Raw genomic sequence first — 26882 nt, 5'->3', positions numbered from 1 at the left:
GGGTCACCCCCATCATCCCGTGCAGCATGATCTGGAAGTTGGACACTTAGACCGTCCGGGAGAAGTATCCGCCGGCGTCGTCGGCTGCTGGAAGGTAGCATTCCTCTCACCCTATGCCGCTAGATTCTGATGTGACCGAGGCATCCGCCGCCAGCACCTGCCCATGCAGGCTCACGGAGCCGGCCGGATGCCCTCGCGCCTCCCGCGAGAAGCGCGGGCATGCCGGCGCGCGGCGTCGATAGCCCGGGACATGGAAAAGCCCGCATCCGGAATTCCGGATGCAGGCGAAAGATGCAATAAGGGCAGAATCACTTCTTGGCCGAGGAATAATAGGAGCTCAGGGCATCGCCCACACCAAGCGGATTGCGCCGAAGATCCTTGGCGCTGAAGAACAGCTCTCCCGTCACGCTCCCGGTCAACTGATCGTAATCCAGCTGACGGATGATTTCCGAGGCGCTTTGCCATCCTGCTTCGGTCGTTCCCAGCTTGTAAGGAGAGTGGCCGATATAGAGATCGACTCCGGTGCCCTTCACCGTTGCTGTCCACCACTCCGCAACCTTCTCGTACGGAGCGGTCGGATGGGCGAAGCTCCAATAGATCTGCGGCGCCACATAATCGAGCCAGCCCTGCCGCACCCAGAGGCGCACATCCGCGTACATGCCGTCATATGTGCTCGTGCCTGCCTTCGTATCCGAGCCCTCCGGATCGGCGGATTTGTTGCGCCAGACGCCGAACGGGCTGATGCCGAAGCGTACGGCAGGCTTCTGCGCATGGATGCTCTCGCTGAGCTGGCGGACAAAGGCGTTGATGTTGTCCCGCCGCCAGTCGGCCTTGCCCTTCAAGCTCCCGGCGCTGTACAGCCTATAGACGGCTTCGTCGTCGAACGAGCTGCCGGATGGATAGAAGTAATCGTCGAGATGCACGCCGTCGATGTCGTAGCGGGCTACGACCTCCATGATGGCATCGATGATGGACTGGCGGGCAGCCGGTATGCCGGGATTGATATAAGGCTTGCCCCCCGAGTTGACGATCCATTCCGGATGCTGGAGCATGATGCTGCCGGAATCGAGCTTCGTCGTGTCGGATGTGGTCGACGCCCGGAACGGATTGAACCAGGCATGGAATTCCATGCCCCTCCGATGCGTCTCTTCAATCATGAAGGCCAGCGGATCGTAGTCTGGAGCCAGACCCTGCTTGCCGGTCAAATAAGAGGACCATGGGACGAGAAGGCTCGGGTACAAGGCATCTCCCGATGGCCGTACCTGGACGAAGGCCGCATTCATCCCAAGCCGCTGCAGGTCGTCCAGCAGCTGGACGTATTCCCGGCGCTGCCTGGCTCCATCCTTGTACGAAGCCGTTGACGGCCAGTCCAGATTGTAGACGGTCGACACCCAAGCCCCGCGCAAAGGCGCCTGCAAGCCCGGGCCCGGGACGACCGTGCCGCCGCCGGGTTGCGAACCCGAGCCGGTGCCCGGTTGGCTCCCCGTTCCTGTACCTGGCTGAGTGCCTGTACCCGTGCCGGGCTCGCTGCCCGTTCCTGTACCTGGCTGAGTGCCTGTTCCCGCATCGGGCTGATTTCCCGCGCCTGTCCCCGGCTCGCCTCCAGCTCCCGGGCCGGCCGGGGAAGACAGCGAGATTTTCCTGCTGGCAGCGTTCCAGTCGACGCTCAATCCGAGCTGTTCCCCGACAAATCTCAACGGAACCATCGTCCGGCTCTGCTTCGTCTCCACCGATGCGTCCAGCGATATGTTCGCGCCGTTCACGACGGCGAAGTTCTGACCCATCTTCAGGGTGATGACGCTGCCCGACATGGAGATCCGGGCCGTCTTCTCTTTCGCGGACCAGTCGACGGTAGCGCCGAGCCCCTCGCTTACAATCCGCAGTGGCACCATCGTCACGTTGACCTTGGGCAGGATATACGGCGGGGCTTCGCTAGACAGCTTCTGTCCGTCCAGATAAATGCCGATGGCGGACGCCGCCGACGCATCGGCATGCCATGCGCCTGGAACGAATGACGATGCCGTTGCCGCGATCAAGGAGAGCGCCAGCTTCCTGCGGATGCTCCCTGCCGCTTCTGCTCGGTTGAACCTCATGTGAACGTCTTCATTCCTTCCTCTTTGCATACTTTGCGCTGGTTCTTTCGAACTTGCATCAGACAGTTAGACGCCGGCTTGACCGCAATAGTTGCTTTAATCTTCCTCTTCATCCGAAGGAGGAAAACGGTCATATCCCGTAAAACAATGTAGAAACAGGCGATTTCTCTGGGCAGAAGCCTGATTTCAGAGGAATTCGGCCTGTAATTGAATATTCTGATTATTTAAATAATTGTAAAGATGAGGTATAATGAAATCACTCCACAGGGGAAGGGGATAGTCCAATGGAGACGGTTAGCGAAGCGTGTCCCGAAGCCGACGGCAACGCCGCCAGGCTGGCAAGAAGAGAGCAGCTGATGCTGCTGAGCGGGCATGCGGGTCCTGAAGTCTGTTGTGTACATGAACCGGTCATCCAATCTGTATGGAGAAAGCGAAATCTAAGAAGGAAGCAAGCGTCAGGTTACGCAAGCTGCTGGGAATGGAGTGTAAGCGTCTAATTGAATAGGAACTGGATAAGCAGGAAATAGGGCTTTCGGTTGTCAGCGGACAAGCGAAAGCCCTATTTGTGCTTGAATGGACCCAAGCGGTTATACTAAGCAGGCAACAGCCTGCCCATATCTGCTCAGGAGGCCGCACATGCTCATGCTTACGTTGAATAATCTGGAGCACCCTCTCTGGCCGGCAGCCCGCCGGATCTACGAGGAAGCCTTCGCTCCGCACAGCCGCAAGCCGGAAGCGCTGATCCGCGCCATGCTGGAGCGAGGCCTTGCTCTCGTGCATATTCTCGCCGAGAGAGACGGCGGCGCCGGCCTGCGTCCCGTCGCCATCGCTCTCGCCGGCCCAAGCGGCGGCGGACGCGTGCTTGTCGTCGACTATCTCGCCGTCGATTCCAGGCGGAGAGGCCATGGATACGGAACCCTCCTGCTCGCCAAGCTCGACGAATGGGGCGGACGGCATGCCGCCGGCGCGCTCGCGCTGCTTGTGGAAGCCGAGGCTGAAGCCACAACCGACAACCGGCGCCGGATCCGGTTCTGGGAACAAGCCGGCTTCCATGCAACGGGGTATGTCCACCACTATATCTGGGTGCCGGAGCCGTACCGCGCCCTCTACCGTCCGTTCTCCTCCGGCAGCGGCCTGAGTCCGGAACAAGAAGCGCTGTTTCGGGAAGGCGACGGCCAACAGCTGTTCCGCTGGATTTCCGACTTCCACCGGCGCTCGTACAAGGGATTCAAGGAGGAAGGCTAGCGGACGGATGCATCCCGGTCAGGTTGACGCAGGTCAAATACCTTCATGGGCCTCATTCATGAGCATTGCCCCCAGCTCGCTGCCTTGACGTCAGGCAAACGCCGGAAGAAGATCGGCATGCGCCTCCAGCATCCGGTCCAGCGCTGCATGCGCCGCTAATGCAGACCGGCACCTCCACGATTCGCTCCGGCGGCAGCTCCTGCATCGCATGGCCTCTGGAACGTTCCCAGCATGCCGCCGAGCCCGCCGCATTCCCGCGCTTGATCGCCCATGCCGAATTCCTGCAGGATATCAAAGTCCATCTTATCTTCCAGCGAAGCGCTCCTTGCGGGGCAGCGGAGAGAATGACGAAGTCCGCGCATGGGAACGCCTCTTCCCTCTAATCCGTCTCCGAAATGACGATATTCACCCCGTGCTGCCGGGCAAGGACTCGTCCCGCTCCCGCCATGGCGGCGGCCGCCTCCAGGTTCAAGTCCACCAGCATGAGCTCTCCCTCCATGCGATGCTTGATGATCCAGTCTTCAAGGACGGTCGGGGCAAACACGAAGCCGCCTCCTCCGATCAGAACGATTTTCGATTTTCATCCGCTTTGTGCTCCTTTGGACGGTCTCGATACTTGCGGCGCGGGAGATATTCCCGTGCTTGCCGCAGAAGTCCGTTCTTCTTTATTGTTCCGCCGTGCCGCAGGAGAGAGTGCCGCCCATTATTTGACGCCGCTGAGCAGCCGCGGCATGGATGGTTAGGCATCCTGGGCGCGCGCAGGCTAGAGGGAAGCAGTTATTTATGGATCCGTTTCCTTATGAGCCCTATGAGGAGGACAAGGAACACAATGAGCACGATCAATCCGCTGAAGTTAAATCCGCTAAAGATACGAATCCCCTCTCTCTTGTAGGATTCATCCCTCTCCCCCTATAGCCCATTTTCCATATGAAAGGAAAGGAAAGCGGAATAAAAAAACCTCCGCAGCCGCTCGCAGCGGCAAAACGGAGGTCATGCAGAGGCTGGATGCTCAGCCTTCCAGCTGTTCCTTGAGCGCCGCAGGGGAATTCTCCCACCACTCGGCGTTGTTCTCGATCAGCAGCTTCTTCAGCGCCTGCTTGTCTGAAGCCGGCAGCTCCTCCAGCATGAACCGGCGCTTGATCGCGTAGTCCAGGTTGTTGACATGCTGGGCGAGAATCTTCCAGCCGCGGCGGATTTCCGGGTCTACCGTCATCGGGCAGGCTGTCGCTCCCGCGTAGTAGGAGCCCTCGTCGTCGCGGTCGACGGCTACCCACACGATCCAGCACGGACGGCCGTTCGGGACGGCTTCCTTGTCCGTCAGGAATTTGATGCCCTTCTCCACCTTGCTCTTCGCATGAATCGCGCCGTTATCGATATAAGCCTCGCCGCCGTCGATGATGACCGAGGAAACCCGGCTGAGATCGATCGTCCCCGCTCCGAAGCCGCGATGCTCCTTGCTGCTCACGACGTTGAGCGACAGCGAGCGCTTGCCCTTGGCCGGCTGTGCCGCCGCTTCGCCCTCCGGGCTGCCCGGGGATGGCGTTCCTTGATTTTCTTCCATTCTGATCCCTGCTTCCGTGTGAATAATAAGGTTTCATTTGCCTATGAAAGCCCGTCAAACCGCTTGCTGGCGGGACGGGCCGGGAGTTCGTCCGGATAAATTCCATTTTAGCTAATAATCAGGCAAAAGCAAACATATACATGCCTTAGAAGCTTGTCAACGGGAGGGAACCGGTCCATGGCCTCAAGCCGAACTTGCAAAACACTGCTGCTCGCCCTGCTCTTCACCACATCTCTCCTCGCTCCGTTCCAAGGCAGCGGACATCACGGACTTACTTCTTATACATATGCCGCTGCTGGAAATGAACCCGGCGTGGAGCCGGCGGCCGAGAGCTCTCCCGCCCCGGAGCCGGAAGCGGAGCCGCTGTCCCGAAGAGTGACCAACTACCAGATTCAGGTCAAGCTCAGCGGACGCACGCTGACCGGGACGGAGACGGTCACCTGGAAGAACCCCGGACGGAAAACCGTCTCGGACATGTATGTCCACCTGTATCCGAATGCCTTCTTGTCGGATAAAACCACGTTCATGAAGGAATCCGGCGGAAAGCTCCGGAACGACAAGGCGACTGCAGGCAGCATCGGCTACATGCGCCTCGACTCCTTCAAGACGGAGAACGGGGAGAGCCTGCTGCCTCGAGTCCACTACGTGCAGCCCGACGACGGCAACAAGGACGACTACACGCTGGCCAAGCTCAAGCTGCCGCAGCCGGTCGCTCCGGGCGAGGAGGTCACGCTCCAGATCGGCTTCACCGTCGGGCTTCCCGAGGTGTTCGCCCGCATGGGCTATTCGGGAGATTTCACGATGGCGGGACAGTGGTTCCCCAAGATCGCGGCCTACAACACGACCAGCACCGGCACGCGCAGCGCGGAAGGCTGGAACGTCCACCAATATCACGGCAACTCGGAATTCTACAGCGACTTCGGCGTGTATTCCGTCAAGATCGAAGTTCCCGCCGGCTACAAAGTCGCTGCCACAGGCGTCCAGACGAAGCTGGAAGCGGCCAAAGGCGGGCAGCAATATACGTTCTATGCCGAGGACGTGCATGACTTCGGCTGGTCCGCCTCGCCCGATTTCCTTTACAGCGAGGAGCCTTTCTCCGCTCCCGGCGTTCCCGGAGTCCGCATCAAGCTTTATCTCGATCCGCTGCACAAGGAGCAGAAAGAGCGCTACATGCACGCAGCCAAGTCGGCCCTGGCCAAATACGCCCAGTGGTACGGCAGCTACCCGTACAGCACTCTCTCCATCGTCGTCCCTCCCAAAGGGGCCAATGGCGCCGGCGGCATGGAATATCCGACGCTCGTGACCGCATTCGCCGCCGAGACGGACAATCCCGGCTACAGTCTGGAGCGGACGGTCGTGCATGAGATCGGCCATCAGTACTGGTACGGAATGGTCGCCTCCAACGAGTTCGAGGAAGCCTGGCTGGACGAAGGCTTCACCTCCTACTCCGAGGACAAGGTCATGGAGAGCGAATACGGAGTGGAGCCCCGCACGGCGCTGGAGGCGAGCTACGTTACCGATCCCGCCCCGCTCAAGCTGCTTTCCTGGTCGTTCGGCTCGCACAGCCGGTATGCGGACAATGTCTACAGCCGCGCCAAGCTGGTGCTGACCGGCATCGAGAACCGGGTCGGCATGAACATCATGAACAAGATCATGCGGACCTATTTCAACCAATATAAATTCAAGCATCCGACCACGGCGGACTTCAAGAAAGTCGTCGAGCAGGTCAGCAAGCAGAATTGGGACGACTACTTCAGCCAGTTCGTGTACGGAGGCGAGATGGCCGACTATTCGGTCGCCTCCATCCGGGTCTCGAAGGCGGCGGACTCCGGCGCCTCCAAAATGTACGAGTCTGACGTGCTCGTCAAGCGCGGCGGCGGCGTCTACGGCCCGGTCCCGGTCACCTTCAAGTTCGCCGACGGCTCTACGGCCTCACGCACCTGGGACGGGGTTGAATCGGATATGCTCTACAAGCTGACCGCCCCCTCCCCGCTGCTCTGGGCCGCGGTCGATCCGGACCGCACCAACGTGCTGGACAACCGGCAGATGAACAACTTCCTGAAAGCCGAGGCTCCCCGCAAGCAGGAGGTCCGGATCAGCCTCGGCATCGTGAAGGCGCTGGAATGGATTGCGGGAGCGTTCGCCTGGTAGCGGCCCGAAGAGAGGAGAGTCTCAAACGTGTCTACTTATCTCAAGCAAGGGTGGCGCCTGACCATCAAGCATCTGCCGGTGGCCGTCGCCCTGTTCCTGTACCGGTTGTTGTGGGGATTTTTCCTCTACCGCTATGTCGACTCCATTATCGGACCGCTGCTTCGGCGGTATCCCGGAGCGAACGAGCCTTCGCAAGGGGCGGATGCCCTGTTCTGGGCGGAAGCCCAGTTCCGGCTGATGAAGACCGATCTCGCCCAGCCGGTCCTGTGGACGCTGGCCGCCCTGCTGCTCTCCCGCATGATCGTCACGCCGCTCATCAATGCCGGCCTGTTCTATTCCATCCACCATACCGCGGCGGGACATGAAGGCGGCACGCTATTCCTGCAGGGCATGCGCAAGGCATGGAAGCCGGTCCTGCTTCTCTACTGGGCGGAGACGCTTCTTGCCGTCGCTCCTCTCTGGTGGCTCGGCTCCCGGGCATGGGATGTGGTCAAGAACGGATCCTCCCTGCAGGAAATCGCCGTCAGCATTTTGCCTTGGGCGGCAGCGTGGCTGCTGTGGATCGGGGTTCTGCATCTGCTCAGCCTCTCCCTCCAGCTCGGAGCGGTATCCAGGCTCAAAGTCTCGGCGTCCCTATCGGCCGCCTGCAGACGGCTGCTCCCGATGGCCGGCCTCAGCCTGACCCTGCTCCTCTTCTCCGGCGTCATCGGTGCCGGCTTCAGCGCCGCAGCGATGGCATGGGCCGGATTGGCCGCCCTCGTCATCCAGCAAGCCTATCATCTCGTCCGCACGCTGCTTGACTTGTGGCTGCTGACATCACAGTACGCTTGCTGGGAGGATTCGCGTCACATTAGTTGACAAAGCAATAATTCCATCGTACAATTGTGAAAATTCTCTGACAATTATGACTTGTTTTCAAAGAGCGTCTGCCGGTTTAATACCTTCTCAGGCAATCGGGCACCCTATGCTTCCGCTCGACTCACGCATATCGGTTCCTATCCCTGAGTCGGCAGATGGGTTCCCGCTCCCCATCCGCTGCCCGCTATCGGATCGGAAGAACAGACGCAAGCAATGAAAACAACGATGGGCATGCTGTAAGCGAAGTTTCCGCACACAATCGCCGGCTCTCTCGGGGCCGCCCCCATACATCGAACAGCAGAATAGAGAAAATAACCAAACCAGAGAGGAAAATCGAACGATGACCGAACAAATTCAAGCTTATTATGAAGAGCTTCACCAATCCACCGCCGAGCTGCTTTACCGTTTTGAGCATTACGACCTGAATCCCAACACAGGCAAGGCCCTTGAGGCGATCAGCAGCGAGCACGCCCTGCTCAGCCCGGATACCGGCAGCCTGCAGGAGGAAGCCCTGATGAAGCTGGTCGGAATGAGATCCCGGCTGCTTACCCTGATGGAAGACGTCCTTTATACCGTTTGATCCGGTTGCGGAATCAGTCAAGCCCCGCCTTCTCCTGGAGAAGACGGGGCTTTTTGTAGTCGCATCCCCTTCTAAGAAAAGACAAAGAAGACTGGCGGCAGCGCCAGTCTTCTCAGTCTTCTGCGTCCGATCGGCGGCCGTCAGGAAAGGCAATGTGGAGCGATTGCCATACCGGTTGCATAAATAGGGAAGAGTCGCCATTTTGTCTGTTCAAGGGAGGTCAGCTCCCATATAATCCGGATGTAAACGCTATTTTCTTCTCGTTGAAACATGAGAATTATTAGAAAATGTCGTTTTGGGAAGGAGAAGGGGCGAAAAGCAAGAATATGTTTTCCAGTATCATCAAAATGCCGAATTCCGTTGAACATGGAAACGGGGGAACCACTTTCAGGGTGAATTGATTTTGGGCGTCCGTCAGCTATTGTCACGCATGCCGCAGGAATCATAGGGAACCTTCAACCGAACCCCACAGCTAACCTCGTAGGCTCTGGAAGGAGCTACTCAAGCTTGAAGAAGAAAGCAGCAAGCCTCATCCTCGGAATCTCTCTGTTGTTCACTGCAGGCGCAGGCAGCGCAGCGGCTGATTCCAAAATGGACGGTGTCATCAGCGATCTCGTCGGAACGCCGTACAAAACGGCCGGAACGACGACGAACGGATTCGATTGCTCCGGATTCACGTCCTATGTATTCAAGCAATTCAAGATCTCCCTGCCGCATTCCTCCTCTTCCCAAGCAGGCTTGGGCAAGAAAGTCGCGAAGGCTGATCTCAAGGCGGGCGACCTCGTGTTCTTCAATACGAGCGGCCGCGGCGTCTCGCATGTCGGAATCTATGTCGGGGACGGCAAGTTCGCCCATTCCTCGTCGAGCAAAGGCGTCATGATCAGCAGCCTGAGCGATTCCTACTACACGAAGCGTTACGTGTCCGCACGCCGGATCATGGACGACACCAAGTACGAGAAATACGCCGACGATCCAGCCGATACGGTTGACGGCAGTCCCGATGTGGACTAGCCTGTCCTGAATCCGGATCCCCTTGCGCAAACCGCAGCAGCCAGCCCTTCGGGGCGGCGGCCAGCGGTTTGTTTGCTTTTGCGCATGCTCGGCGCCCGGCTGCCGGCGTCAGCATTTTCCAGCTCGTTTCCTATCCTTACCCCATCCGCTCCAACTGGAAACAGATCCCAAGCCGATCAGCCGTTTCCTGAAGCTTTTTGCCCTTCCCGCTCGTATAAGCTTGAACAAAGCGAACGTGCAAAGGAGACCTTCATGCAGCAAAGCCCCATGACGGGCGGACAAAAGGGCCGCAGCCCCAAGTCCGCAGGCCGGACTCAGACCCGGCGCAGAAGCGGCCTCGGCTGCCTGCTGCTTGCGGCGGGACTCGTACTTGCGGCGGCTGCCCTCTTCAAGCTGGAGATGCCGCGCCTGTTCGACCGGGTCGTCCCTCCGGGACTATACCGGGAGGTGCCTCCCGTTACGCAGCTGCATCCGGTGCTGGACGGGAAAAAGGACGAGCTTATCTCGCTGGCCGCCGCAAAAGGCATCAAAGTCGTCATCACCGACGGCTTCCGCAGCTCGGCAGAGCAGGATGTCCTGTACAGCAAAGGCCGGGATGGCGACGGCTCCATCGTTACCCATGCCCGCGGCGGAGAATCCTACCACAACTACGGTCTGGCGATCGACTTCGCTCTCAAGGACCGCGGGGGCGATATTATTTGGGATATGGAATACGACGGGAACAAGAACGGCAAAGCCGACTGGCTGGAGGTCGTAGCGATCGCCAAGGGGCTCGGCTTCACATGGGGCGGCGACTGGCCCAAGTTCCCGGACAATCCCCATCTGCAAATGGACTTCGGCTATTCGATCTGGGAGCTGAAAAACGGCAATCGTCCTCCGGAGGACGGAACAGCTGCCGAGGAGAAGAAATAGCCGTCGAATGCATGCATGAATGAAAACGCCTTGCGGCTTCGCAGGCGTTTTCTTGATTTACCAACTATTCACAAATCGTTAGCACCTGCTTAATCATTCTTACTTACGCTGTGGAAGTGCATTCATTTCTAGTAGCGGAGGGGTTTTGGGGAGATGAAGAAAGCAAAAGCAGGTAAAATGTTTCTCGGAGCGGCGCTTGCGAGCGCCTTGGCAGCAGGAGGAATCGGAATGGCCGAGCTGACTCCGGCTCCTGCGGCGGCAGCCGAAGCGGCCGCGACGGCCAAAGCGGCGCCGTCCATTTATGTAGCTCCCATCCATAATGCCAAGTTTCTGGCGGGCGGCAAATTCGATTTCCGCGTGGAATTGAACGACTGGACAGGCGATGCCTCGGCCGTCAGCATCCAGATAAACGGCAAAAGCGCGGAAGCATTTTTCGGCAAAAGCTTCGAAAAAACCAGCACCGCCTCAAGCTCCTCCTTCATGATCCGCGGCGTATCGCTGGACAAGCCGGGCTCCTACACCGTGAAGGTGACGGCCGGCTCCTTGTCCCGCACGGTCTCCTATCAAGCGGTGACCACCTCCGCAGCCGGCAAGAAGGCGAAGAACATCATCCTCTTCGTCGGGGACGGCATGTCGCAGCCTAGCATCACGATCGCCCGCGCGATGTCCAAGGGCTTGACCGAGGGCAAGTACAACGGCCTCATGGAAATGGACAAGCTGGAGCAGCGCGCCGTCGTCACCACCTCCGGCATGGATTCCATCGTCACCGACTCGGCCAACAGCGCCAGCGCCTACAATACCGGCCACAAATCCGCCGTGAACGCCCTCGGCGTCTATCCGGACAATACGGAAAGCTCGCTGGACGATCCGCAGGTCGAGACGCTCGCCGAGATGCTGAAGCGCACGCGCGGCATGTCGGTCGGCATCGTCACGACCTCGGAGATCGAGGACGCGACGCCGGCCGCGGTCGTCTCCCATACCCGCCGCCGCGCGGACAAGCCGGAGATCGCCGACATGCTGCTGAAGCTTCAGCCTGAAGTCGTCATGGGCGGCGGATCGGCCTACTTCCTCCCCAAATCGGTTGCCGGCTCTAAGCGCAAGGACGAGAACGATCTCATCAGCGGCTTCGAGAAAGCCGGCTACAAATTCGTGGAGAGCGCCTCGGGACTGAAAAGCTCCGGAACGCCTTCCAAGCTGCTCGGCCTGTTCCATACCGGCGACATGAACGTCTACTACGACCGCTCGACCAAAAACACGGCGGCGCTCAAGTCGTTCACCGACCAGCCGAATCTGTGGGACATGACCAAGAAAGCGATCGAGGTGCTCAGCAAGAACGAGAACGGCTTCTTCCTGATGGTCGAAGGCGCCAGCATCGACAAGCAGCTGCATACGATGGACTGGGAGCGCTCCGCCTACGATACGATCGAGATGGACAAAGCAATCGGCGAGGCTCGCCGTTACGCGGACGCCTCGGGCGACACCCTCGTCCTGGCGACGGCCGACCATGCCCACTCCGCCAGCATCGCCGGCACGTACTGGGAAGGCGACGGCAAGACGGGACGCGAAGCGGTGCGCACCTATGAGCAGTCCAAGTTCCCGACCTACACCGATTCCGACAAGGACGGCTTCCCGGATACGCCGGATGTCGACCGCAAGCTGGCCGTCGTCTTCGGCGCCACGCCGGACTATTACGAGGATTACAAGTTCAGCTCCGTTCCCCAGGCTCCGGCCGTCCTTTCCGGAGATGCCTATATCGCGAATCCGGGAACGCTGGCCAATCCGGACGCGCCTGACAAGGACAAGTACCTCCATACGGGCACGCTGCCGAAGTCCGAAAGCGTCGAGGTCCATTCCGCCGACGACGTAACTCTGATGGCTCACGGCCCTGGCTCCGACTATTTCAAAGGCACGCTGGACAATACCGAAGTGTTCTTCGGCATGGCTCAGGCGCTCGGCCTGAAATTGGACGGCAGCAAGCCGGACAAGCAGACCTGGATCGAGCTGGACGGCTTCCTGAAGTCCGTCGGAGGCAGCACTTCCTATGATGCCGCCAAACACGTTACCTTCGTGAACGCCGGAGCGAGCAAGCTCGTGCTGTACATGGACAAGGGCATTGCGAAGAAAAACAACAAGCCGGTGCCGCTGAAGTTCAAAAGCGAGAACGGCAAGCTGATCGTCACCAGCGATTCGCTGCTGGCTTCCCTCGGCCAATGAGGAGCCGTCCGGCGTCACTCTTCCGTCCGGTCCCGCTGCTTGCGGGGCTGACGGCGGCCGGGCTGCTGCTGGCCGGCTGCGGAACCAAGGCTCTCCCTTCAGGGGGAGAGCCTTCTTCCGTTTCGGCCTCCCTCGGCGAGGCAGCTGCGGCCCCCGCGGAAGCCGGTACGGGCGCGGCAAGCGGACGAGCCGGAACGTCGCCTTCCGCGGAGCAGGGCGAGCGTTCCGGGGATGGCGGAACGGCGGCGGCAAGCCAGGCGCCCCCGGCTCCTGACGCTGCGGCCGGAACGGCGGGCAGCGACGAGGCAGGAAATGCTGCCGGAGACTCCGCCGATGCAGCAGCAGGACTCGATGCTGCCGGCGCGTCTTCCGGCAAGGCGAATCCGGTGCCGGCTGATCGAGGAGCAGAGGCGCCGGCAGCGCAAGATGGCGCCGGACTATCATCCGGCAAGCAGTCCGACGGCGGCAAGCCTGCTGGCGGAGCAAGCCCCGCTGCGGTCAAAACGCCGGGGACGGCATATGCAGCAGCAAGCCCGGATGCGGAGCGTCAGCAGCAGGCTCCCTCGCAGGGCAAGCTGCCCGCCGGACCCGCATCCGGCTCCAAGCCTGCCGCGAGCGCATCCCCGGCCCCGTCGGCATCCGATGGCCCGCCGGCATCCTCCGGCCCTAGGGCAAGCTCGCCCGGCAGCTCGGCTTCGCCTTTGCCGAGTCCGGCAGGCTCCGCTCCGCCGACCGTCCGCTCCAGTCTGGACGGACCCGAGACGATCCGTTTCTCCGAGCTGTACGGCAAGGAAACGGTGCGGGGACTGACCTTTTCCGACAAGCTCAAGGAGCTCGACGGGCAAAAGGTGGAAATGATCGGCTACATGGCTCCGCCGCTGACGGCGACCGTCCGCTTCTTCGTCCTTACCCGCATCCCGCTGGCGATCTGCCCCTTCTGCTCCTCCGACGCGGACTGGCCGACCGATATCGTCGTCATCAATCTGCCGAAAGGCTCGGAGATGACGCCGACCGAGCATCAGGTCAAGATTACCGGGACGCTGAGCGTCGGCTCCATGACCGACGAGGAGACAGGCTTCGTCAGCCTGATCCGCATCAATGCCGACAAGACGGAGGTGTTGAAATGACATTGGTTTCTATGGAGAAAGTGGTCAAGCGGTTCCGCATCCAAGGCGGCATCATGATGCCGGTGCTGGATATCCCCTTCTTCGAGCTGCGCCAAGGCGAGTGCAAGGCGCTGGTCGGACCGAGCGGCTCCGGCAAAAGCACGCTGCTCCATCTGATCGCAGGCATCTCGCGCCCGACGGAAGGCTCCATCACCTTCATGGGCAAGCGGACAGACCAGCTTCGGGAGGCGGAGCTCGACCGCTTGCGAGCCGCTCATATCGGCTATGTGCATCAGAGCTTCCAGTTGGTGCCCGGCTTCACGGCGCTGGAGAACGTGCTCGCCGCCGCCAGCTTCGGCCGGGTGCTCGACAAGCGCGCCCGGCGCGGCAGAGCCGCCGAGCTGCTGGAGCAGGCCGGTCTCGGACACCGCCTCCACCACCGGCCCGCCCAGCTGAGCCAGGGCGAGCAGCAGCGCGTCGCCATCGCGCGGGCGCTTGTGAACGGCCCGGAGCTGCTGCTGGCCGACGAGCCGACAGCCAGTCTGGACGCCGCGACGGCGGCGCAGATCATGGAGCTGCTCCTTGCCGCCGCTTCCGATGCGGGCGCCGCGCTCCTTCTCTGCACCCATGACCTCGAGCAGGCGGCACGCATGGACGGCTCCGTATCCATGCGGGAGCTGTCGCGCAGGCCGCTCTCGCCGGCGAAAGGAGCCTAGCCATGTCCTTGCTGAGCATGGCCATCCGCAATCTGATGGCCCGCAAAGTCCAAACCGCCCTGACAGCCGCCGTCGTTCTTGTCGGAATCGCCGTCACGCTGGCGGTTCTGGTCCTCTCCGGGGGCGTGCGCGGAGGCATCGAGCGGGCAAGCGAGCCGTTCGGGCTCCTGATCGGCTCCAAGGGGAGTGCCAACCAGCTCGTGTTCAACACCATATTTCTGATGGACCGCCCGCTGGACAACCTCAGCCATGCCTACTATGAGGAGCTGGCCGCGAATGACGAGGTGCAGACAGCCGTTCCGTTCGCTCTCGGAGACCAGTACCGGGGATTCCGGATCGTCGGGACAAGCGCCGATTTCTTCGACCTCAAGGGCCGCCCTGCCGATCCGCCCTACTTCAACCTTCGTGAAGGACGGTTGTTCAGCGGCCCCTTCCAGGCGGTAATCGGAGCGGAGGTCGCCTCGCGCGAGGGGCTCAAGGTCGGGGACCGCTTCGTCTCCGAGCATGGAGTCGTCGTCTCCGCCGAGCCGGATGAGCATGCAGATCATCCCTATGAGGTGGTCGGCATCCTGAAGCCGGTAGCTGCTCCTTCCGACCGTGGCATCTACGTCAGCATGGACAGCTATTGGATCAGCCATGAGCATGGGCATGAAGAGGAGGAAGGCGGAGCGGCCGCAGGCGGACAGGAACTGTCTTCTTCTGCCGAGGCTTCATCCGCGCCTGGTCCGGCTGTCTCCGCCGAGGAAGAAGCTGCCCGCGGAGTGACGGCCGTCCTCGTCAAGCCCAAGAGCTACATCGGGCTGATGAAGCTGTACCAGCAGACGAATGCCGGAAAAGAAGCGCAGGCCGTGCTGCCGGGGCAGACGCTGGCCAAGCTGTTCGACATGCTGGGCAGCGGCGAGCAGGTTCTGCGCAGCATCGGATACGTCATCCTCGGCATGGCAGGCCTCACGGTCTGCCTCTCCCTGTACGGATCGGCTATGGAGCGCCGCCGCAGCGTGGCCATCCTGCGCGCGATCGGCGCCGGCCGCCGCCATGTGATGGCCATCGTGCTGCTGGAATCCTCCATCGTCATGCTGCTCGGCTGCGCCCTCGGCATCGCCGGAGCCTATGGCTTGTCCGCCGTCCTGTCCGGCTATATCGGCTCCCGCGTATCCATCGCCGTGACGGTCGGATTCCAGTGGTCCCATCTTGGCATCGCCGGCATCGTGCTTGCGGCCGGCATCGCAGCCGGACTCATTCCTGCGCTGGCCGCCTACCGGGCCGAGACTGCCCGCTACCTCGCGATCCAATAGCTTCCTCCCTCCAATGGCTTCCTTCCTCCAATGGCTTCCTTCCTCCCCGCCCGGAGCCCGGCCATGGTACACTGGACAGATAAAGCCATGCACAGATAAGCCATGCCGCAAGCGGGGAGAGAATGCAAGTGAAACTGGTGTCATGGAACGTCAACGGGCTGAGAGCCTGCGTCAAGAAAGGCTTTGCCGATTATTTCAATTATATGGATGCCGACATCTTCTGCGTGCAGGAGACGAAGCTGCAGGAAGGCCAGATCGAGCTGGACCATGCCGAAGGCTATCATCTGTTCTGGAATTACGCGGTTCGCAAGGGTTATTCCGGAACGGCCGTCTGGACCCGGATCAAGCCGTTGTCCGTCCGGTACGGACTCGAGGACGACTTCGAGGAAGAAGGCCGCATCCTCACCCTTGAATTCGAAGGGTGGTATCTGGTCAACGTCTATACGCCCAACTCCCGGCGCGACCTGTCCCGCCTTCCGTTCCGGCTGGAATGGGAGGAGCGCATCCTCCGCTATCTTCAAGGTCTGGATGCCGTGAAGCCCGTCATCCTGTGCGGCGACCTCAACGTCGCCCATCAGGACATCGACCTCAAGAATGCGCGCGCCAACCGCGGCAACTCGGGCTTCACCGAGGAAGAGCGGGGCCGGATGACGACGCTGCTGGAAGCCGGATTCGTCGATACGTTCCGCCACTTCCATCCCGAAGCCGAGGGCGCCTATACCTGGTGGTCCTTCATGCCGAAGGTGCGGGAGAAGAACATCGGCTGGCGCATCGACTATTTCCTGGCTTCGGAGCGGCTGCGTCCGCTGCTGAAGGACGCCTCCATCGACAGCGCCGTGCTGGGCAGCGACCATTGTCCGGTCGTGCTGGAGCTGGCGGAAGAGCCGGGCCGCGCATCTGCGGAAGCCTAGGACGCTGCGATAGCAAGCAAGGCGGCCGATGCCTCTGCAGCGGAAGCCGCACGCATCGGCATGCCCAAGGGCGGATACGCTCTGGATGCACGGCAAAGAGGGTCCCTCGCGGGACCCTCTTTTTCTACTCGCTTTTCTGCTTGCTGTACATGACTCGCGATACAGCGATGCCCACCACCCCGAGACCGATGAACAGAATCGCGCGGACGGCGATCGTCACGCCTGGAACGTCGATGAAGATGACCTTCAGCAAGGTGAGCAGCACGAGCAGCATGCCGGCAAGCCGGGCCTTCGGCCGCCGCAGCATGATTCCGCCCGTGATCAGCGCAATCGCATAGACGATCCATACCGCGGACAAGATCAGCCTTTGGCTGTCCGTCTCCAGTAGCCTCGACGCTGCCAGCGTGAGCTGGGTCAAGAACACCAGGCCAAGAATTCCGGTCAGCCATAACAGCGCTCCGGCGCCCCGCTTCGCTTGCGGGCTCTGTTTATTCGCAAGGACCATTCTGTACAGGACCAGCAAGCCCGCCAGCAGGACGATCCAGCTCAAGGTTTCCAGCGATGCGACGGCATCGATGGGCATCCCGATAATCCGCATCGCGCCGATGAAGAATATGACCGCCCCCGCTCCCTGCTGGTAGGGAGCGCGGATGCGCAGGCCGATCGCCAGAGCGAGCGTCCCTTCGACCGCGAGTGCCGCTCCCGCATAAGTGCCCGGCAGCGACTCGAGAAGCAGCAGGATCCATCCGAGCGTCGCCGTGACGGCGAGCAGTTCGGCCGCTTCCTTTTTCTTGGACAGCTGCCAGTAAGCCAGAAGGCTGTAGACAGCCGCGCCGATCCCGACCAGGATCAAATACTGGCTTTCATGCTTCGGCATCAGCAGCAGGTATGCCCACCCTGCCGTAACCGCAAAGGAAGTGAACACAAGCCCTCTCCGCTCGGAGAAGACCGGAGCCTCCCGCTTCTCCAGCAGGTACGCTGCGAGGAGGACAGCCTGCTGCAAGAGCTGGGCGCAGAGGAACCACCATTCCGCTCCATCGCCGGCTCCAAGAAGGGCGGCGACGAGGAGCGAAGGCTGCAGAAGCACATAGGAAGCGGCGTACACCCAGCGGAACTGAAGCCTCCAGCCGATAAGCAGCGCGGAAGCCGCGAACAGCCCTTCATAAGCGACAAGAATGGAGACATGGGAAGCATCGGAATCAAGGAGAAACGGAATCAGGCATCCGGCAGCCATGGCGAGCAGCATGAGAGACTGCGAGCGGTAGGCGAGCGCTGTCGCGCCAAACAGCAGGATGGCGATGCCGTAAAGGACACAGGCCAGCGGAACGGACAAGAATCCGTACAGCATATGCGCCGCGAACAACGTCACCACGAGCAGCGAATGCGCTCCGCCAAGCAGCGCCTGGCCGAGCGCTTCCCGCTTGTGCCGCATCTGCCGGATGCCGGCTGCGAACATGCATGCCGCCGCCGCAGCGCCGAGCCAGCAGCGGACCGGGCGCGTGATCATGCCGGCATTGACGGCTGCGGCGAAGCCCCACAGCACGCCGAGCAGCAGCACGACGATGAAGATCCGCGGCAGCCACACCCTGCCGAGCAGATGCTCCCAATCGACTGGAGGGGCGGGCGGGCGAGGAGCAGCCTGCAAAGGCGCGGTTCCTCCCGCTGCCGCATGTCCGGAAGGACCGACAGGCCTCGGAGCAGATCCCGGCATGGACGGATGCCCGCCCCCTGCATGAGATCGGGCCGGCGCCGTCTGCAGCGGATGCTCGGAGGGTTGCCCCCCGCTCGCCTGCTCGGATGCCTCGGTCTTTCCGTATGCCGGCGCCGCAGCGCCTACCCGCTGCTCCCCGCCGGACAACGGCAGGTAAGCAGCCTGCTGCTGCCTCAGCTCCGCCAGCTCGAGCGCCAAGCCCTGAATAAGCCGTTCCAATCGTTCGACTCTCTCTTCGAGCTTCATGTGCTATCCCCTTTTGAACGCTAAAATATGCCGGCTTGCTGCGAAGCCGTTCCAAACTTACGTTACACGCATCCAGTCCCTTCCAAATCCCATTTCAGGATTATATCGGTTCACAGCCCTTGATTATCCATTGAGCTTCCATAAAAAAACGCCGACGATGAATCGCCGGCATTCTGCAGCACAGATCGTATGCACATGCCAATCCTGCTCCGACCCCAAACGGGCATGTCCAAAACGGAAAGGCCATTCTATGGTTTCACTGCCTTAATCCAAGGAGGGATGACTTAAGCGTCCGCGCCTCTCCCGCTATGGGATTGCCCGGATGAATCTGCAGACGCCTCGCTATCAACCGCCGGTTCTTCCGAAACGATTACAGCTTCCTGATCTGCTTGTCTTTCCGAGACGTCTGCCGCTTCGGCGGACGATTCACCAGCCGGACGCATGCCTGGACGCGGAGTCTGCGGCCGCTTCGGCGCCTTCACGATCTCCGCCTCGTAGTAGTCCCGCAGCTCCGCCGCCTTTTTGGCGTTGTCCATGTCTACCTTCGCCTGGGCCAGCTTATCGGCCACCAGCTCCCAAGTCGGCTGCACCTTCTGCACGGCGAGGCCGCGGATCGCATTTTTCACCATTCTCCGTTCCTTGGCGTTGGAGTAGGTGTCCTTGTACTGCCGTGCGTCCGTCTCATGCTGAATGTCAGGGAAGATGCGGCGGAAAATCTCCGCCGTCATGCGGGCGTCGTCAAGAGCCCGGTGGGCGCTGCCCTCGGCCGGAATGGCAAGCTCCGCCAAAGCCGCTTCGACGCTGACATCATTGGTCAGGCTGCGCGCGCGCAAATAGATTTTGAGCAGATCATAATAGGAAGCCGCGAGCCAGTAGGCATCGTCAAGCTTGTGCATGCGGGTATCCAGCACGATCCGCTTCATGTCCTCGCCGCCCCATGTCACGAACGTGCAGGCCTCGCTCTTCCCCAGCCAAGCCAGGAAATGACGGATGACCGGAACAAACCCGCTCGCCGCATCGATGTCCTCCTGCGGTATGCCCGTCTTCTCCCGAATGAAGCTGTTCAGCTTGGCAAAATAAACCGGCTTGATCAGCGCCGTGAACTCGTCGATCTTCTCCAAGGCTTCGTTCAGCCGGACCGCGCCGATCTCGATTACCTCCATCGGCTTGTCGCTGGCGAACTTCCGCCCGTTGAACTCAATATCCAACACGATATAATCCATGCTCAACCTCCGCTGCAATATCCATTGTTCCCATCATACACGATATTGGACGATCAAGCACAGCGGAGCATTCGGCTTTTATATCAAGCGTCGACAGCGGAGGGGATGCCCGTCAAGCCTTCAGCTTCAGAGGAAACTCCGAGATAGCTCCTCGCTATTGGATTTCGCCCTTCTTCTTTATTCATTAATGATTGTCTGCTCGCGGAGGATTGACGGCCGTTCCGTTGACTTTGACGCCTACTCCGTTCGAATAAACCATCTTGCCCCCATAATAGCCGGTACCGAGCACAAGTCCGAACGAAGCGATAGACAGAACCAGATATACCGCCAAAGTCATTTTGACAAGAGACCGGTTGCCTCTGAATGCCATAATAATTCTGCCCAATACGAGCAGAGTGACGACCCAGGCCGTGATGTCGGCCAACATGGAGTGAATTTCAAGAAATGATGTATTGCCACGGGCATCTTCCTCCGGACCGGTCGCTACGGACAGCCATGCTCCGAATGCCGCCGCCAACCACAACCAGAGTCCTTTCCTTGGCGGCAGGGAACGATGAACAACCGAAGTTACAAGATCGTATACGAGGCCGATGGAGATAAGGGCAATTGGAAAATGGACGATAATGGGGTGCAGATGGTTCATGATTTCAGTCAGCATAAGTTGCTTTTCCTCCTTTAATTGTTTCTTTTATGCCACCGTACAATTGTTGGCAACCATGAGCTGCGTTCATTTTATGTTCCTATAGGACAATCCACTCCTTGTTCATTCTCGCCATTTCGATTCCTCCGATCCAAGGATGGCTTCATGCGTTCTTGTGGTTTCAATATAAACGAGCAAAATTAAATTCTCTTAAGAAGACGCGCATGACCCGAAAAATTATATCTACAAGGCTGCAGAGCAGAACAGCACATCCCACCTTTCCCCTACCTTCCTCGTCAACCATCATAAGCCCTAAAAAATGCATAAGATTAACCATTCACTTTACCTAATCAAGGGTTAAAGATGGTGAGCTATACCGTTCCGGGGGGGGGGGGGCAACCGCAAGGAAAACCGATCTTTGTCACCAGCAAAATAAGGGAAGCGAGCTGAGTTGACTGCAATCAATCATTATACAAACCATATTGCAAACTCAACCATGGAAGAGATCAACAAAGTCTGGAGAATGATCCTGCTGGATGAAAAAAGACACTACGGAATGTTTCTAACTATGCTGCGGAAATACGATTCCGTTCATCCTTCGAAGGAGTCCTGATGGCGGGTACCCCCGATCGATAGGTTCTGTATCCCCCGGACCGGCGGTTGCTTGCCGGCACCAGCAGCCCAGACTCCGGAAGCGGCAAGAAGCCCCGTCCTCTGCCTGATTGCGGCAGCGACGGGGCTTCTTGCTTATTCCCTGCATATCATCAGCTTATTGCCGTCCGGGTCGAGAACGACAAACCACTGGTCATGCTCGATTTCCGTCACGAGCCTGACGCCAAGCGCCTTCATATAAGCGAGCGATTCCTCCAGCTTATCGGTCAGAAGCATGAACGCCGGCGTCTGGATCGAAGGAGCCCCGTCCGGATCGCTGCCTCCCCATTTGGGCATCGTGTCGAGGATCAATCCCGTTCCCTGCATCGGCAGCGGGCATAGATGCCCGAAATGGATCGGGCAATCGGCTTCCATCAGCCCCAGCACCTTGCAGTACCAGCTGCGGGAAGCCTCGATATTCCTTACCGGAATGAAATAGCTGCCGACCTTGTTTTTGACCGGACTTGCAGCAACTGCCGATCCGAACGTCTCCTCGTTGTCGCTCATCGTTTTCCCTCCATGGATCATTTTAAAAGCCTTCGGCGCCACGCCAGGCCTGTACCCCTCCGTTCCTTCCTTGCGGACCGGCGGCCGTTCGGCCTGCCGACGTCCATATCCTTCCATTTCTGTTTCCATCATATCAAATATCCGGATGCTGGAAGAGCATTTTTTGTCAATCGGCCTCTATGGATCTGGAGAGAGCTGCCAACATGAAAAGCTGATGAGGGTTAAAAACTTTTTCTCTCAACCACTTGATAACAATTATCATTATTGGTTATTATAGTAGAAGAGCATAACGAAAAGGACAACCGCTGCAACGGCTGCCCCAAGAGAAATCATATGTGAATTACAGTTTCGGTTCGAACGTTTTGCAATCCGTCTCTTCGGATTGGCTGGCTTGTCCACGGTGACTGACCACGTAGATCGACGAAGCGCTGCATTTGTTGCCGTCGGCCCAGTTCTTGCAGGAGTTCACTTCGCACAGAACGTCTTTTGCCATGATGATTCACCTCCATGGTTGAATTGTCAGGGTGTACAATTCCTTTACCTCAAATAGCCTGATATGAATCGATTCCAGCGATTCATCGGGCTTATTTGCGTTCTCATACACGTACACCTACTGCCATGATACCCTGTTTTACATAGAGTCTGCAATGCAAGACTTCAAATTTCCCCGAGAGTTGACCGGCCCGTTTATGGTATTCTCAAAGTAACGAGTGTTCAGACAGGAGAACAGAGAATGGAGTTGCTTGATTTCGAGGAATTGAAACGATATTACCATGCCATGGGGCTGGATTCCTCCATTATACCCGATTTCAAGGACCGGCTTGCCGCCGACGCCCTTCGTCAAAGGAAGTCCGATTACGCCGATGTGCTCGAGGTGTCGCTTGATCTGGCCGAACGATTCCTCGGCTTGCTGCCGCAGGACCCGATGCTGGTTGCCGTCTCCGACGGGGAGGGCCATGTGCTCGGCTTCGGCGGCAATCCGGCCATGATCTGCTCGCTTCACGAGTTCAATATAGTCGAAGGCGTCCGTTACGGGGAGGAGACCGCCATCAGCTCCATCACGCTGTGCCTGGAGCGCAACGAACCCGTGCAGGTGATCGGAGCCGAACACTATCATCTTCCGCTTCAGCAGATGGCCTGCTACACGGCGCCCCTGCCGGATCCGGGAGGCTCGGGCAGGATATACGCCACTATCTCGATCATGACCGTAGCCGACAACGCCCATCCCCAGCTGCTCGCCTTGCTCGGCACGATGGCCGATTCCATCGAGAGGGAGCTGCTGCTGCGCAAGCAGAACACCCAGCAGCAGATTCTGACGCAAGCGCTGCTGGAAACAACCCACTTCGGCGTGGTCCTGACGGATGAGCACGGAACGATTCTGACCTTGAACGACTCCGTGTCCCGCATGCTCAGCCTCGCAGATAAGTACGAAGGCCTCGATGCGCGCAGCCTGCCTGTCATCGGATCTTGCTTCCGTCGGCTTCTGGACGAAGGCGGAGATCACATCGTAGGACTCGAGCTCTCGGACAAGCGCTTCAGCGTCCAGAAGCATTTCATCCTCGACATCGTTCCCATCGTAGGCGGCGACGGGCGGCTGATCCGTACTGCGGGCACGCTGCGGGAGACGACGGAAATGAAGCGGGCCGAGGAGCAGCTCCGCCATAACGAGAAGCTCGTGTTTGCCGGCCAGCTGGCCGTCGGCATCGCGCATGAAATCCGCAATCCGCTCACCGCGATCAAGGGCATGCTGCAGTTCACCTCGAGCCAGCTTGATCCTGCCCATTACTCCCTGCTCATGAGCGAGATCGAGCGGATCAACCTCATCACAGACGACTTTCTCGTCCTCGGCAGGCCGAAGACGCGCCAGCTCGCTATCCGGGAATGCTCCGGCCTATTGGAAGAGACGCTTCAAATGTTCGAATTCCAATGCCGCCTGGAGAACATCTCGATAAGACGCGAATACAAGAGCTCCGGGCTGCTGCTCTGCGAGTGCGACCAGATGAAGCAGGTGTTCCTCAACGTGCTGCGCAACGCCTCCGAAGCCATGCCGCGCGGCGGGGAAATCTCGATTACGCTGGAGGCGGCTGACGGCCGTCAATCCATCTCGATCTCGGATACGGGAGCAGGCATCGACGCGGAAGGGCTCAAGCGGGCGGGAGAGCCGTTCCATACGACCAAGCCGGGCGGCAACGGCCTTGGGCTCATGATCGTCAAGCGCATCATGGCCGCGCATGAAGGCAGCTTTGCCATCGACAGCATCGCGGGAGAAGGCACGGTCGTCACGCTGGAGCTTCCGCTTGCCGGCAGCGGCCGGTAGCCGATACTCCGAATGCCGCCATAACGGAAAAGGGTCGCGGAATGATTCCGCGACCCTTATTTTCGTGCTTCACATTCTCGCGAACGTGCTGTATTTGGAGTCGAAGGCCCCATCGCTGCTCAGCAAATACACGATGCCTTCGATGAGGCCGATGAAGCCGGGAATTCCAGTCCAGCAGAACAACAGATACAGAATTCCGGTACCAGGTCTGTTCAGATAGAATTTGTGGATGCCGAAATTCCCCAGCAAGATGGCGAGTACAGCCGCTGCGATCTTGCTTTTGCGGACCATTGGGATGCCGGCGCCGTAACCGGAGCTTGCAGCCGAACTGGAGGAGCTCGAAGCGCCGCCCGCGTTCATGAATACCATCGGAGCTTGCTGCTGGCTGCGATTTTCCAGGCTTGCGATTCTCCTTTGGTTGTCTTCCATAAGCGCGTTGATGCAGTTCTTGCAGTAGTTCTTGTTCTGTACCTCCGTATTGCATTCCCTGCAGATGAATTTGCCGCAGCCGACGCAAGTTCCGATGGAGACTGCCCCGTCATGAACGTAACAACTGATGCTCATCGTACTACCCCCATAATGGCCTAAATAGCGAAAGCTAAGATCAGGCGACAACTAGTCTATTTCGTCTAGAAAAATAAGAATTAAGACCTAGTATTCTTTTCGGCTTATATCTTCCAGAAATGAATATTTCTCCTGGTAAAGGAAATGCAAAAAAAACGGCCGTCCGAAAGGACAGCCGTTGTCTCCATCAAGGAAGCGCGAGCTTCCCCATGACGGTCGGGCGCGATGCCCCCGTCGCGCTCGGCAGGTTGTTGGCCTGGCCGAGCAGGAAATCATGCCCGAGCAGGGCGAAAATGACGGCTTCCTTGGCGTCGTCCGGAATGCCCAGAGCGCTCGAGGTCGTAACGGCCAGCTCCGGGAGCAGCCCTGCCAGCATATCCAGCAGCGTCGCGTTGTGAGCCCCGCCGCCGCTGACGACCAGCTCATGAACCGGGCAGCGCGGCAGCACGAGCTGCCGGCAGGCGTCCGCGATGGATCGGGCGGTCAGAGCTGTAGCTGTCGCGACGATATCCTCGGGGCCAAGGCCGCGGGCAGCGGCCCGCTCCAGGAAGCCGTCGGCGTAAGCGGCGCCGAACAGCTCCCGGCCGGTCGACTTCGGCGGCGGCATGCGGAAGTACGGATGCTCCAGCAGCTCGGCCAGCAGCCCGGCGTCCGGCGTGCCGCGCGCCGCCATGGCCCCTCCCGCGTCGTAGCTGGCCGCGCCGCCGGTGAGGCGATGCACCGCCGCATCGATGACCATATTGCCCGGCCCGGTATCGAATGCGAACACATCCTGCGGCCCGGCTCCGGCAGGAAGCGCCGTGCAGTTGCCGATGCCGCCGATGTTCTGCAGCAGCCGGCCCCGGTCGGGATGGCGAAGCAGCACGAGATCGCCGTAAGGAGCAAGCGGCGCGCCCTGGCCGCCGACTGCAAGGTCGGCTGGACGGAAATCGCCGACCGCGAGCACACCCGTGAGCTTCGCAAGCACCGACAGATCGCCGATCTGCAGCGTCGACCTCGACAGATGGGGCTTGCCGGCGGGAGGCTCCGGCATATGCCACACCGTCTGTCCATGCGAGCTGACGAAGTCCACCTCCGACATGGAGAGCCCGGCATCCCGCACCGCCTCCAGAACGGCGGCCGCGAAAAGCTCCGCCATATAGACGTTCATGCCGCACAAGCTCTCCACATCGGAAGCCTCGGGATCGCACAGCTTGCGGAGGCTTTCCCGAAGAGGCTCCCCGTACGCGCGGGTATGGAAATGAAGCAGCTCTGCGCGGGTGTCCAAGCCGCTGCCTTCAAGCCGTACGACGGCCGCATCCACGCCGTCGAGCGAAGTGCCCGACATCAGTCCGACGCCGATCGCGTACGGACGGGGAGGCGTCCAGGTCATCATCGGCCTTCCCCTCCCTTGCCGGACTCCAGCCTGCTCCGTCTGGCCTCAAGCGCCAGCAGCACCGCTCCGTAGGCGGCGTCCCGCTCGGGCTCGACGCATCTGAGCCGCGGCAGCCGCGCGGACAGCTCCGACCGGAAGGCCTCCCTCACGTAGGAGCTGCGCTCCAGCACGCTTCCGAGCAGTGCGATCTCGCCGTCCTCCATATCGAGCGCGGATGCGACCGCCGGTACAAGCTCTGCCAGCGCAGCTCCGCTATCCGCGGCGAGCCGCAGGGCGGCCGCATCGCCGGCATCGCATGCCTCGCCGAGAAGCGGCGCGAACGCGGCGATATCCGCCTTGCTGCGGCCCGGCGCATAGACATAGCCGACCAGCTCCGGCACCGAGCCGATTCCGAGCGCTCCGTAGACGAGCTCCGTCAGCGCGGTCGGCCCGATTCGGCCGTCGGCTGCGCGCACGACAGACGTCAGCAGCCCGCGGCCGATGCTGTAGCCGCTGCCCTCGTCGTCGATCAGATGGCCGAAGCCGCCGGCGCGATGAGCCGCCCCGCCAAGGCTGCGGCCGTAGCAGATCGAGCCGGTGCCGGCGATCAGCACGATGCCGTGCAGCCGGCCGTGCGCGCCGGCCAGCGCCGTTTCATGATCGCCGGCGAGCGTCAGCGCGCCGCTGTAGCCGCCAGCGCGGAGGGCGGCCTGCAGACGGCCTCCGACCGAAGGATTGCTCACCCCGGCCGCGCCGATGCACAGGTCGGTGACGGCGGCCAGCGAGCCGCAAGCCGTCTCCAGCCCGAGGCAGATTTCCCGGATCGAGGCTTCGACCCGCTGCTCGTCATGGCCATTGTAATTGAGCGGGCCTGCAGGGAAGGAATGAATGACCTTGCCTGTCTCGTCCGCCACCGCCACGGCCGTCTTGGTGCCGCCTCCGTCCAGTCCCGCCACATAGCTCATGCTGATTCCCCCAAGCTTCAAGTCTGTGCAATCGCCGCGAATGCGGACCAG

General features: G+C 60.2%; 24 protein-coding genes and 1 riboswitch. Of the genes, 12 read left to right on the top strand and 12 right to left on the bottom strand.

From position 1 onward, the window contains the following. Positions 1-308 precede the first annotated feature (308 nt). The gene (locus tag AC06G8_RS01110; RefSeq protein WP_480284156.1) at positions 309-2093 is read right to left on the bottom strand and encodes a family 10 glycosylhydrolase; all 1785 of its coding nucleotides are present in this window, start codon (positions 2091-2093) and stop codon (positions 309-311) included. A gap of 642 nt (positions 2094-2735) precedes the next feature. Between AC06G8_RS01110 and AC06G8_RS01105 the strand changes: the two genes are divergently transcribed. Continuing rightward, positions 2736-3338: a GNAT family N-acetyltransferase gene (locus AC06G8_RS01105; RefSeq protein WP_480284155.1), complete on the top strand. Its 603-nt coding sequence runs from the start codon at positions 2736-2738 to the stop codon at positions 3336-3338. 155 nt (positions 3339-3493) lie between these two features. Here the strand turns inward: AC06G8_RS01105 and AC06G8_RS01100 are convergent, their stop codons facing one another. The 3 genes from AC06G8_RS01100 to AC06G8_RS01090 form a co-directional block, all read right to left on the bottom strand. Next, positions 3494-3700, bottom strand: a complete 207-nt coding sequence (locus tag AC06G8_RS01100) for a hypothetical protein (RefSeq protein WP_480284154.1) — start codon at positions 3698-3700, stop codon at positions 3494-3496. Between the two features lie 17 nt (positions 3701-3717). Further along, positions 3718-3900, bottom strand: coding sequence for a hypothetical protein (locus AC06G8_RS01095; RefSeq protein ID WP_480285361.1), 183 nt, complete (start codon positions 3898-3900; stop codon positions 3718-3720). 447 nt (positions 3901-4347) lie between these two features. After that, positions 4348-4899, bottom strand: a complete 552-nt coding sequence (locus AC06G8_RS01090; protein ID WP_447665037.1) for a YwhD family protein — start codon at positions 4897-4899, stop codon at positions 4348-4350. 177 nt (positions 4900-5076) lie between these two features. Here AC06G8_RS01090 and AC06G8_RS01085 point away from each other — a divergent pair, with 177 nt between their 5' ends. From AC06G8_RS01085 to AC06G8_RS01040, 10 genes are all read left to right on the top strand, one after another. Next, on the top strand, positions 5077-7050 hold the full coding sequence (locus AC06G8_RS01085) for a M1 family metallopeptidase (RefSeq protein ID WP_480284153.1): 1974 nt from the start codon (positions 5077-5079) through the stop codon (positions 7048-7050). A 27-nt stretch (positions 7051-7077) separates the two neighbouring features. Continuing rightward, a complete protein-coding gene (locus tag AC06G8_RS01080; protein WP_447665039.1) occupies positions 7078-7908 on the top strand; it encodes a hypothetical protein in 831 nt (276 codons plus the stop codon). 340 nt (positions 7909-8248) lie between these two features. After that, on the top strand, positions 8249-8488 hold the full coding sequence (locus AC06G8_RS01075) for a hypothetical protein (RefSeq protein ID WP_480284152.1): 240 nt from the start codon (positions 8249-8251) through the stop codon (positions 8486-8488). 338 nt (positions 8489-8826) lie between these two features. After that, positions 8827-8990: riboswitch (cyclic di-AMP (ydaO/yuaA leader) on the top strand. Positions 8991-8995: 5 nt separating this feature from the next. Continuing rightward, on the top strand, positions 8996-9499 hold the full coding sequence (locus tag AC06G8_RS01070; protein WP_447665041.1) for a C40 family peptidase: 504 nt from the start codon (positions 8996-8998) through the stop codon (positions 9497-9499). A 399-nt stretch (positions 9500-9898) separates the two neighbouring features. Further along, positions 9899-10411 (top strand): M15 family metallopeptidase, encoded by a 513-nt coding sequence (locus AC06G8_RS01065; protein ID WP_480285360.1) that lies wholly within the window; start codon positions 9899-9901, stop codon positions 10409-10411. A 153-nt stretch (positions 10412-10564) separates the two neighbouring features. Further along, positions 10565-12625, top strand: coding sequence for an alkaline phosphatase (locus AC06G8_RS01060; protein WP_480284151.1), 2061 nt, complete (start codon positions 10565-10567; stop codon positions 12623-12625). After that, a complete protein-coding gene (locus AC06G8_RS01055; protein ID WP_480284150.1) occupies positions 12622-13752 on the top strand; it encodes a hypothetical protein in 1131 nt (376 codons plus the stop codon). Before AC06G8_RS01060 ends, AC06G8_RS01055 begins: the two co-directional genes overlap by 4 nt. After that, complete coding sequence (locus tag AC06G8_RS01050) at positions 13749-14447, top strand: ABC transporter ATP-binding protein (RefSeq protein WP_480284149.1); 699 nt, start codon at positions 13749-13751, stop codon at positions 14445-14447. The genes AC06G8_RS01055 and AC06G8_RS01050 overlap by 4 nt, the downstream gene beginning before the upstream one ends. Before the next feature lie 2 nt (positions 14448-14449). After that, positions 14450-15742 (top strand): ABC transporter permease, encoded by a 1293-nt coding sequence (locus tag AC06G8_RS01045; RefSeq protein WP_480284148.1) that lies wholly within the window; start codon positions 14450-14452, stop codon positions 15740-15742. A gap of 128 nt (positions 15743-15870) precedes the next feature. Next, the gene (locus AC06G8_RS01040; RefSeq protein ID WP_480284147.1) at positions 15871-16653 is read left to right on the top strand and encodes an exodeoxyribonuclease III; all 783 of its coding nucleotides are present in this window, start codon (positions 15871-15873) and stop codon (positions 16651-16653) included. A 124-nt stretch (positions 16654-16777) separates the two neighbouring features. On the opposite strand, the gene AC06G8_RS01035 is transcribed toward AC06G8_RS01040, so the two are convergent. The 5 genes from AC06G8_RS01035 to AC06G8_RS01015 all read right to left on the bottom strand — a co-directional run bounded on the left by AC06G8_RS01035 (position 16778) and on the right by AC06G8_RS01015 (position 22124). Further along, positions 16778-18610, bottom strand: a complete 1833-nt coding sequence (locus tag AC06G8_RS01035; RefSeq protein ID WP_480284146.1) for a DUF2339 domain-containing protein — start codon at positions 18608-18610, stop codon at positions 16778-16780. Between the two features lie 284 nt (positions 18611-18894). Next, positions 18895-19833, bottom strand: a complete 939-nt coding sequence (locus AC06G8_RS01030; protein ID WP_480284145.1) for a 3'-5' exonuclease — start codon at positions 19831-19833, stop codon at positions 18895-18897. 184 nt (positions 19834-20017) lie between these two features. Next, entirely contained in the window at positions 20018-20491 is a 474-nt protein-coding gene (locus tag AC06G8_RS01025; RefSeq protein WP_447665050.1) for a DUF2231 domain-containing protein, read from the bottom strand. 729 nt (positions 20492-21220) lie between these two features. Beyond that, the gene (locus tag AC06G8_RS01020) at positions 21221-21763 is read right to left on the bottom strand and encodes a VOC family protein (protein ID WP_480284144.1); all 543 of its coding nucleotides are present in this window, start codon (positions 21761-21763) and stop codon (positions 21221-21223) included. A gap of 208 nt (positions 21764-21971) precedes the next feature. Beyond that, positions 21972-22124, bottom strand: coding sequence for a DUF1540 domain-containing protein (locus tag AC06G8_RS01015; RefSeq protein ID WP_076359549.1), 153 nt, complete (start codon positions 22122-22124; stop codon positions 21972-21974). Positions 22125-22364: 240 nt separating this feature from the next. Between AC06G8_RS01015 and AC06G8_RS01010 the strand changes: the two genes are divergently transcribed. Further along, positions 22365-23948: an ATP-binding protein gene (locus tag AC06G8_RS01010; protein WP_447665053.1), complete on the top strand. Its 1584-nt coding sequence runs from the start codon at positions 22365-22367 to the stop codon at positions 23946-23948. Between the two features lie 69 nt (positions 23949-24017). Here AC06G8_RS01010 and AC06G8_RS01005 read toward each other — a convergent pair whose 3' ends face one another. The 3 genes from AC06G8_RS01005 to AC06G8_RS00995 form a co-directional block, all read right to left on the bottom strand. Continuing rightward, positions 24018-24239: a TM2 domain-containing protein gene (locus AC06G8_RS01005; RefSeq protein ID WP_447665087.1), complete on the bottom strand. Its 222-nt coding sequence runs from the start codon at positions 24237-24239 to the stop codon at positions 24018-24020. Between the two features lie 460 nt (positions 24240-24699). After that, positions 24700-25887, bottom strand: a complete 1188-nt coding sequence (locus tag AC06G8_RS01000; protein ID WP_447665054.1) for an anhydro-N-acetylmuramic acid kinase — start codon at positions 25885-25887, stop codon at positions 24700-24702. Beyond that, a complete protein-coding gene (locus tag AC06G8_RS00995) occupies positions 25884-26831 on the bottom strand; it encodes an N-acetylglucosamine kinase (protein WP_480284143.1) in 948 nt (315 codons plus the stop codon). Before AC06G8_RS00995 ends, AC06G8_RS01000 begins: the two co-directional genes overlap by 4 nt. Positions 26832-26882: the final 51 nt, after the last annotated feature.

It is taken from the genome of Paenibacillus sp. SJS-P3 (assembly GCF_056711585.1).
This window is presented reverse-complemented; position numbering and strand designations above follow the sequence as displayed.

What these genes read in the sequence shown, in the direction of transcription:
- AC06G8_RS01110 (WP_480284156.1), bottom strand. Translation starts at nt 2,093, where the DNA reads ATGAGGTTCAACCGAGCAGAAGCGGCAGGGAGCATCCGCAGGAAGCTG.
- AC06G8_RS01025 (WP_447665050.1), bottom strand. Translation starts at nt 20,491, where the DNA reads ATGCTGACTGAAATCATGAACCATCTGCACCCCATTATCGTCCATTTT.
- AC06G8_RS01105 (WP_480284155.1), top strand. Translation starts at nt 2,736, where the DNA reads ATGCTTACGTTGAATAATCTGGAGCACCCTCTCTGGCCGGCAGCCCGC.
- AC06G8_RS01030 (WP_480284145.1), bottom strand. Translation starts at nt 19,833, where the DNA reads ATGGATTATATCGTGTTGGATATTGAGTTCAACGGGCGGAAGTTCGCC.
- AC06G8_RS01060 (WP_480284151.1), top strand. Translation starts at nt 10,565, where the DNA reads ATGAAGAAAGCAAAAGCAGGTAAAATGTTTCTCGGAGCGGCGCTTGCG.
- AC06G8_RS01100 (WP_480284154.1), bottom strand. Translation starts at nt 3,700, where the DNA reads ATGCGCGGACTTCGTCATTCTCTCCGCTGCCCCGCAAGGAGCGCTTCG.
- AC06G8_RS01090 (WP_447665037.1), bottom strand. Translation starts at nt 4,899, where the DNA reads ATGGAAGAAAATCAAGGAACGCCATCCCCGGGCAGCCCGGAGGGCGAA.
- AC06G8_RS01075 (WP_480284152.1), top strand. Translation starts at nt 8,249, where the DNA reads ATGACCGAACAAATTCAAGCTTATTATGAAGAGCTTCACCAATCCACC.
- AC06G8_RS01045 (WP_480284148.1), top strand. Translation starts at nt 14,450, where the DNA reads ATGTCCTTGCTGAGCATGGCCATCCGCAATCTGATGGCCCGCAAAGTC.
- AC06G8_RS01065 (WP_480285360.1), top strand. Translation starts at nt 9,899, where the DNA reads ATGCCGCGCCTGTTCGACCGGGTCGTCCCTCCGGGACTATACCGGGAG.
- AC06G8_RS01000 (WP_447665054.1), bottom strand. Translation starts at nt 25,887, where the DNA reads ATGATGACCTGGACGCCTCCCCGTCCGTACGCGATCGGCGTCGGACTG.
- AC06G8_RS01035 (WP_480284146.1), bottom strand. Translation starts at nt 18,610, where the DNA reads ATGAAGCTCGAAGAGAGAGTCGAACGATTGGAACGGCTTATTCAGGGC.
- AC06G8_RS01005 (WP_447665087.1), bottom strand. Translation starts at nt 24,239, where the DNA reads ATGGTCCGCAAAAGCAAGATCGCAGCGGCTGTACTCGCCATCTTGCTG.
- AC06G8_RS01085 (WP_480284153.1), top strand. Translation starts at nt 5,077, where the DNA reads ATGGCCTCAAGCCGAACTTGCAAAACACTGCTGCTCGCCCTGCTCTTC.
- AC06G8_RS01015 (WP_076359549.1), bottom strand. Translation starts at nt 22,124, where the DNA reads ATGGCAAAAGACGTTCTGTGCGAAGTGAACTCCTGCAAGAACTGGGCC.
- AC06G8_RS01020 (WP_480284144.1), bottom strand. Translation starts at nt 21,763, where the DNA reads ATGATGGAAACAGAAATGGAAGGATATGGACGTCGGCAGGCCGAACGG.
- AC06G8_RS01050 (WP_480284149.1), top strand. Translation starts at nt 13,749, where the DNA reads ATGACATTGGTTTCTATGGAGAAAGTGGTCAAGCGGTTCCGCATCCAA.
- AC06G8_RS01010 (WP_447665053.1), top strand. Translation starts at nt 22,365, where the DNA reads ATGGAGTTGCTTGATTTCGAGGAATTGAAACGATATTACCATGCCATG.
- AC06G8_RS00995 (WP_480284143.1), bottom strand. Translation starts at nt 26,831, where the DNA reads ATGAGCTATGTGGCGGGACTGGACGGAGGCGGCACCAAGACGGCCGTG.
- AC06G8_RS01055 (WP_480284150.1), top strand. Translation starts at nt 12,622, where the DNA reads ATGAGGAGCCGTCCGGCGTCACTCTTCCGTCCGGTCCCGCTGCTTGCG.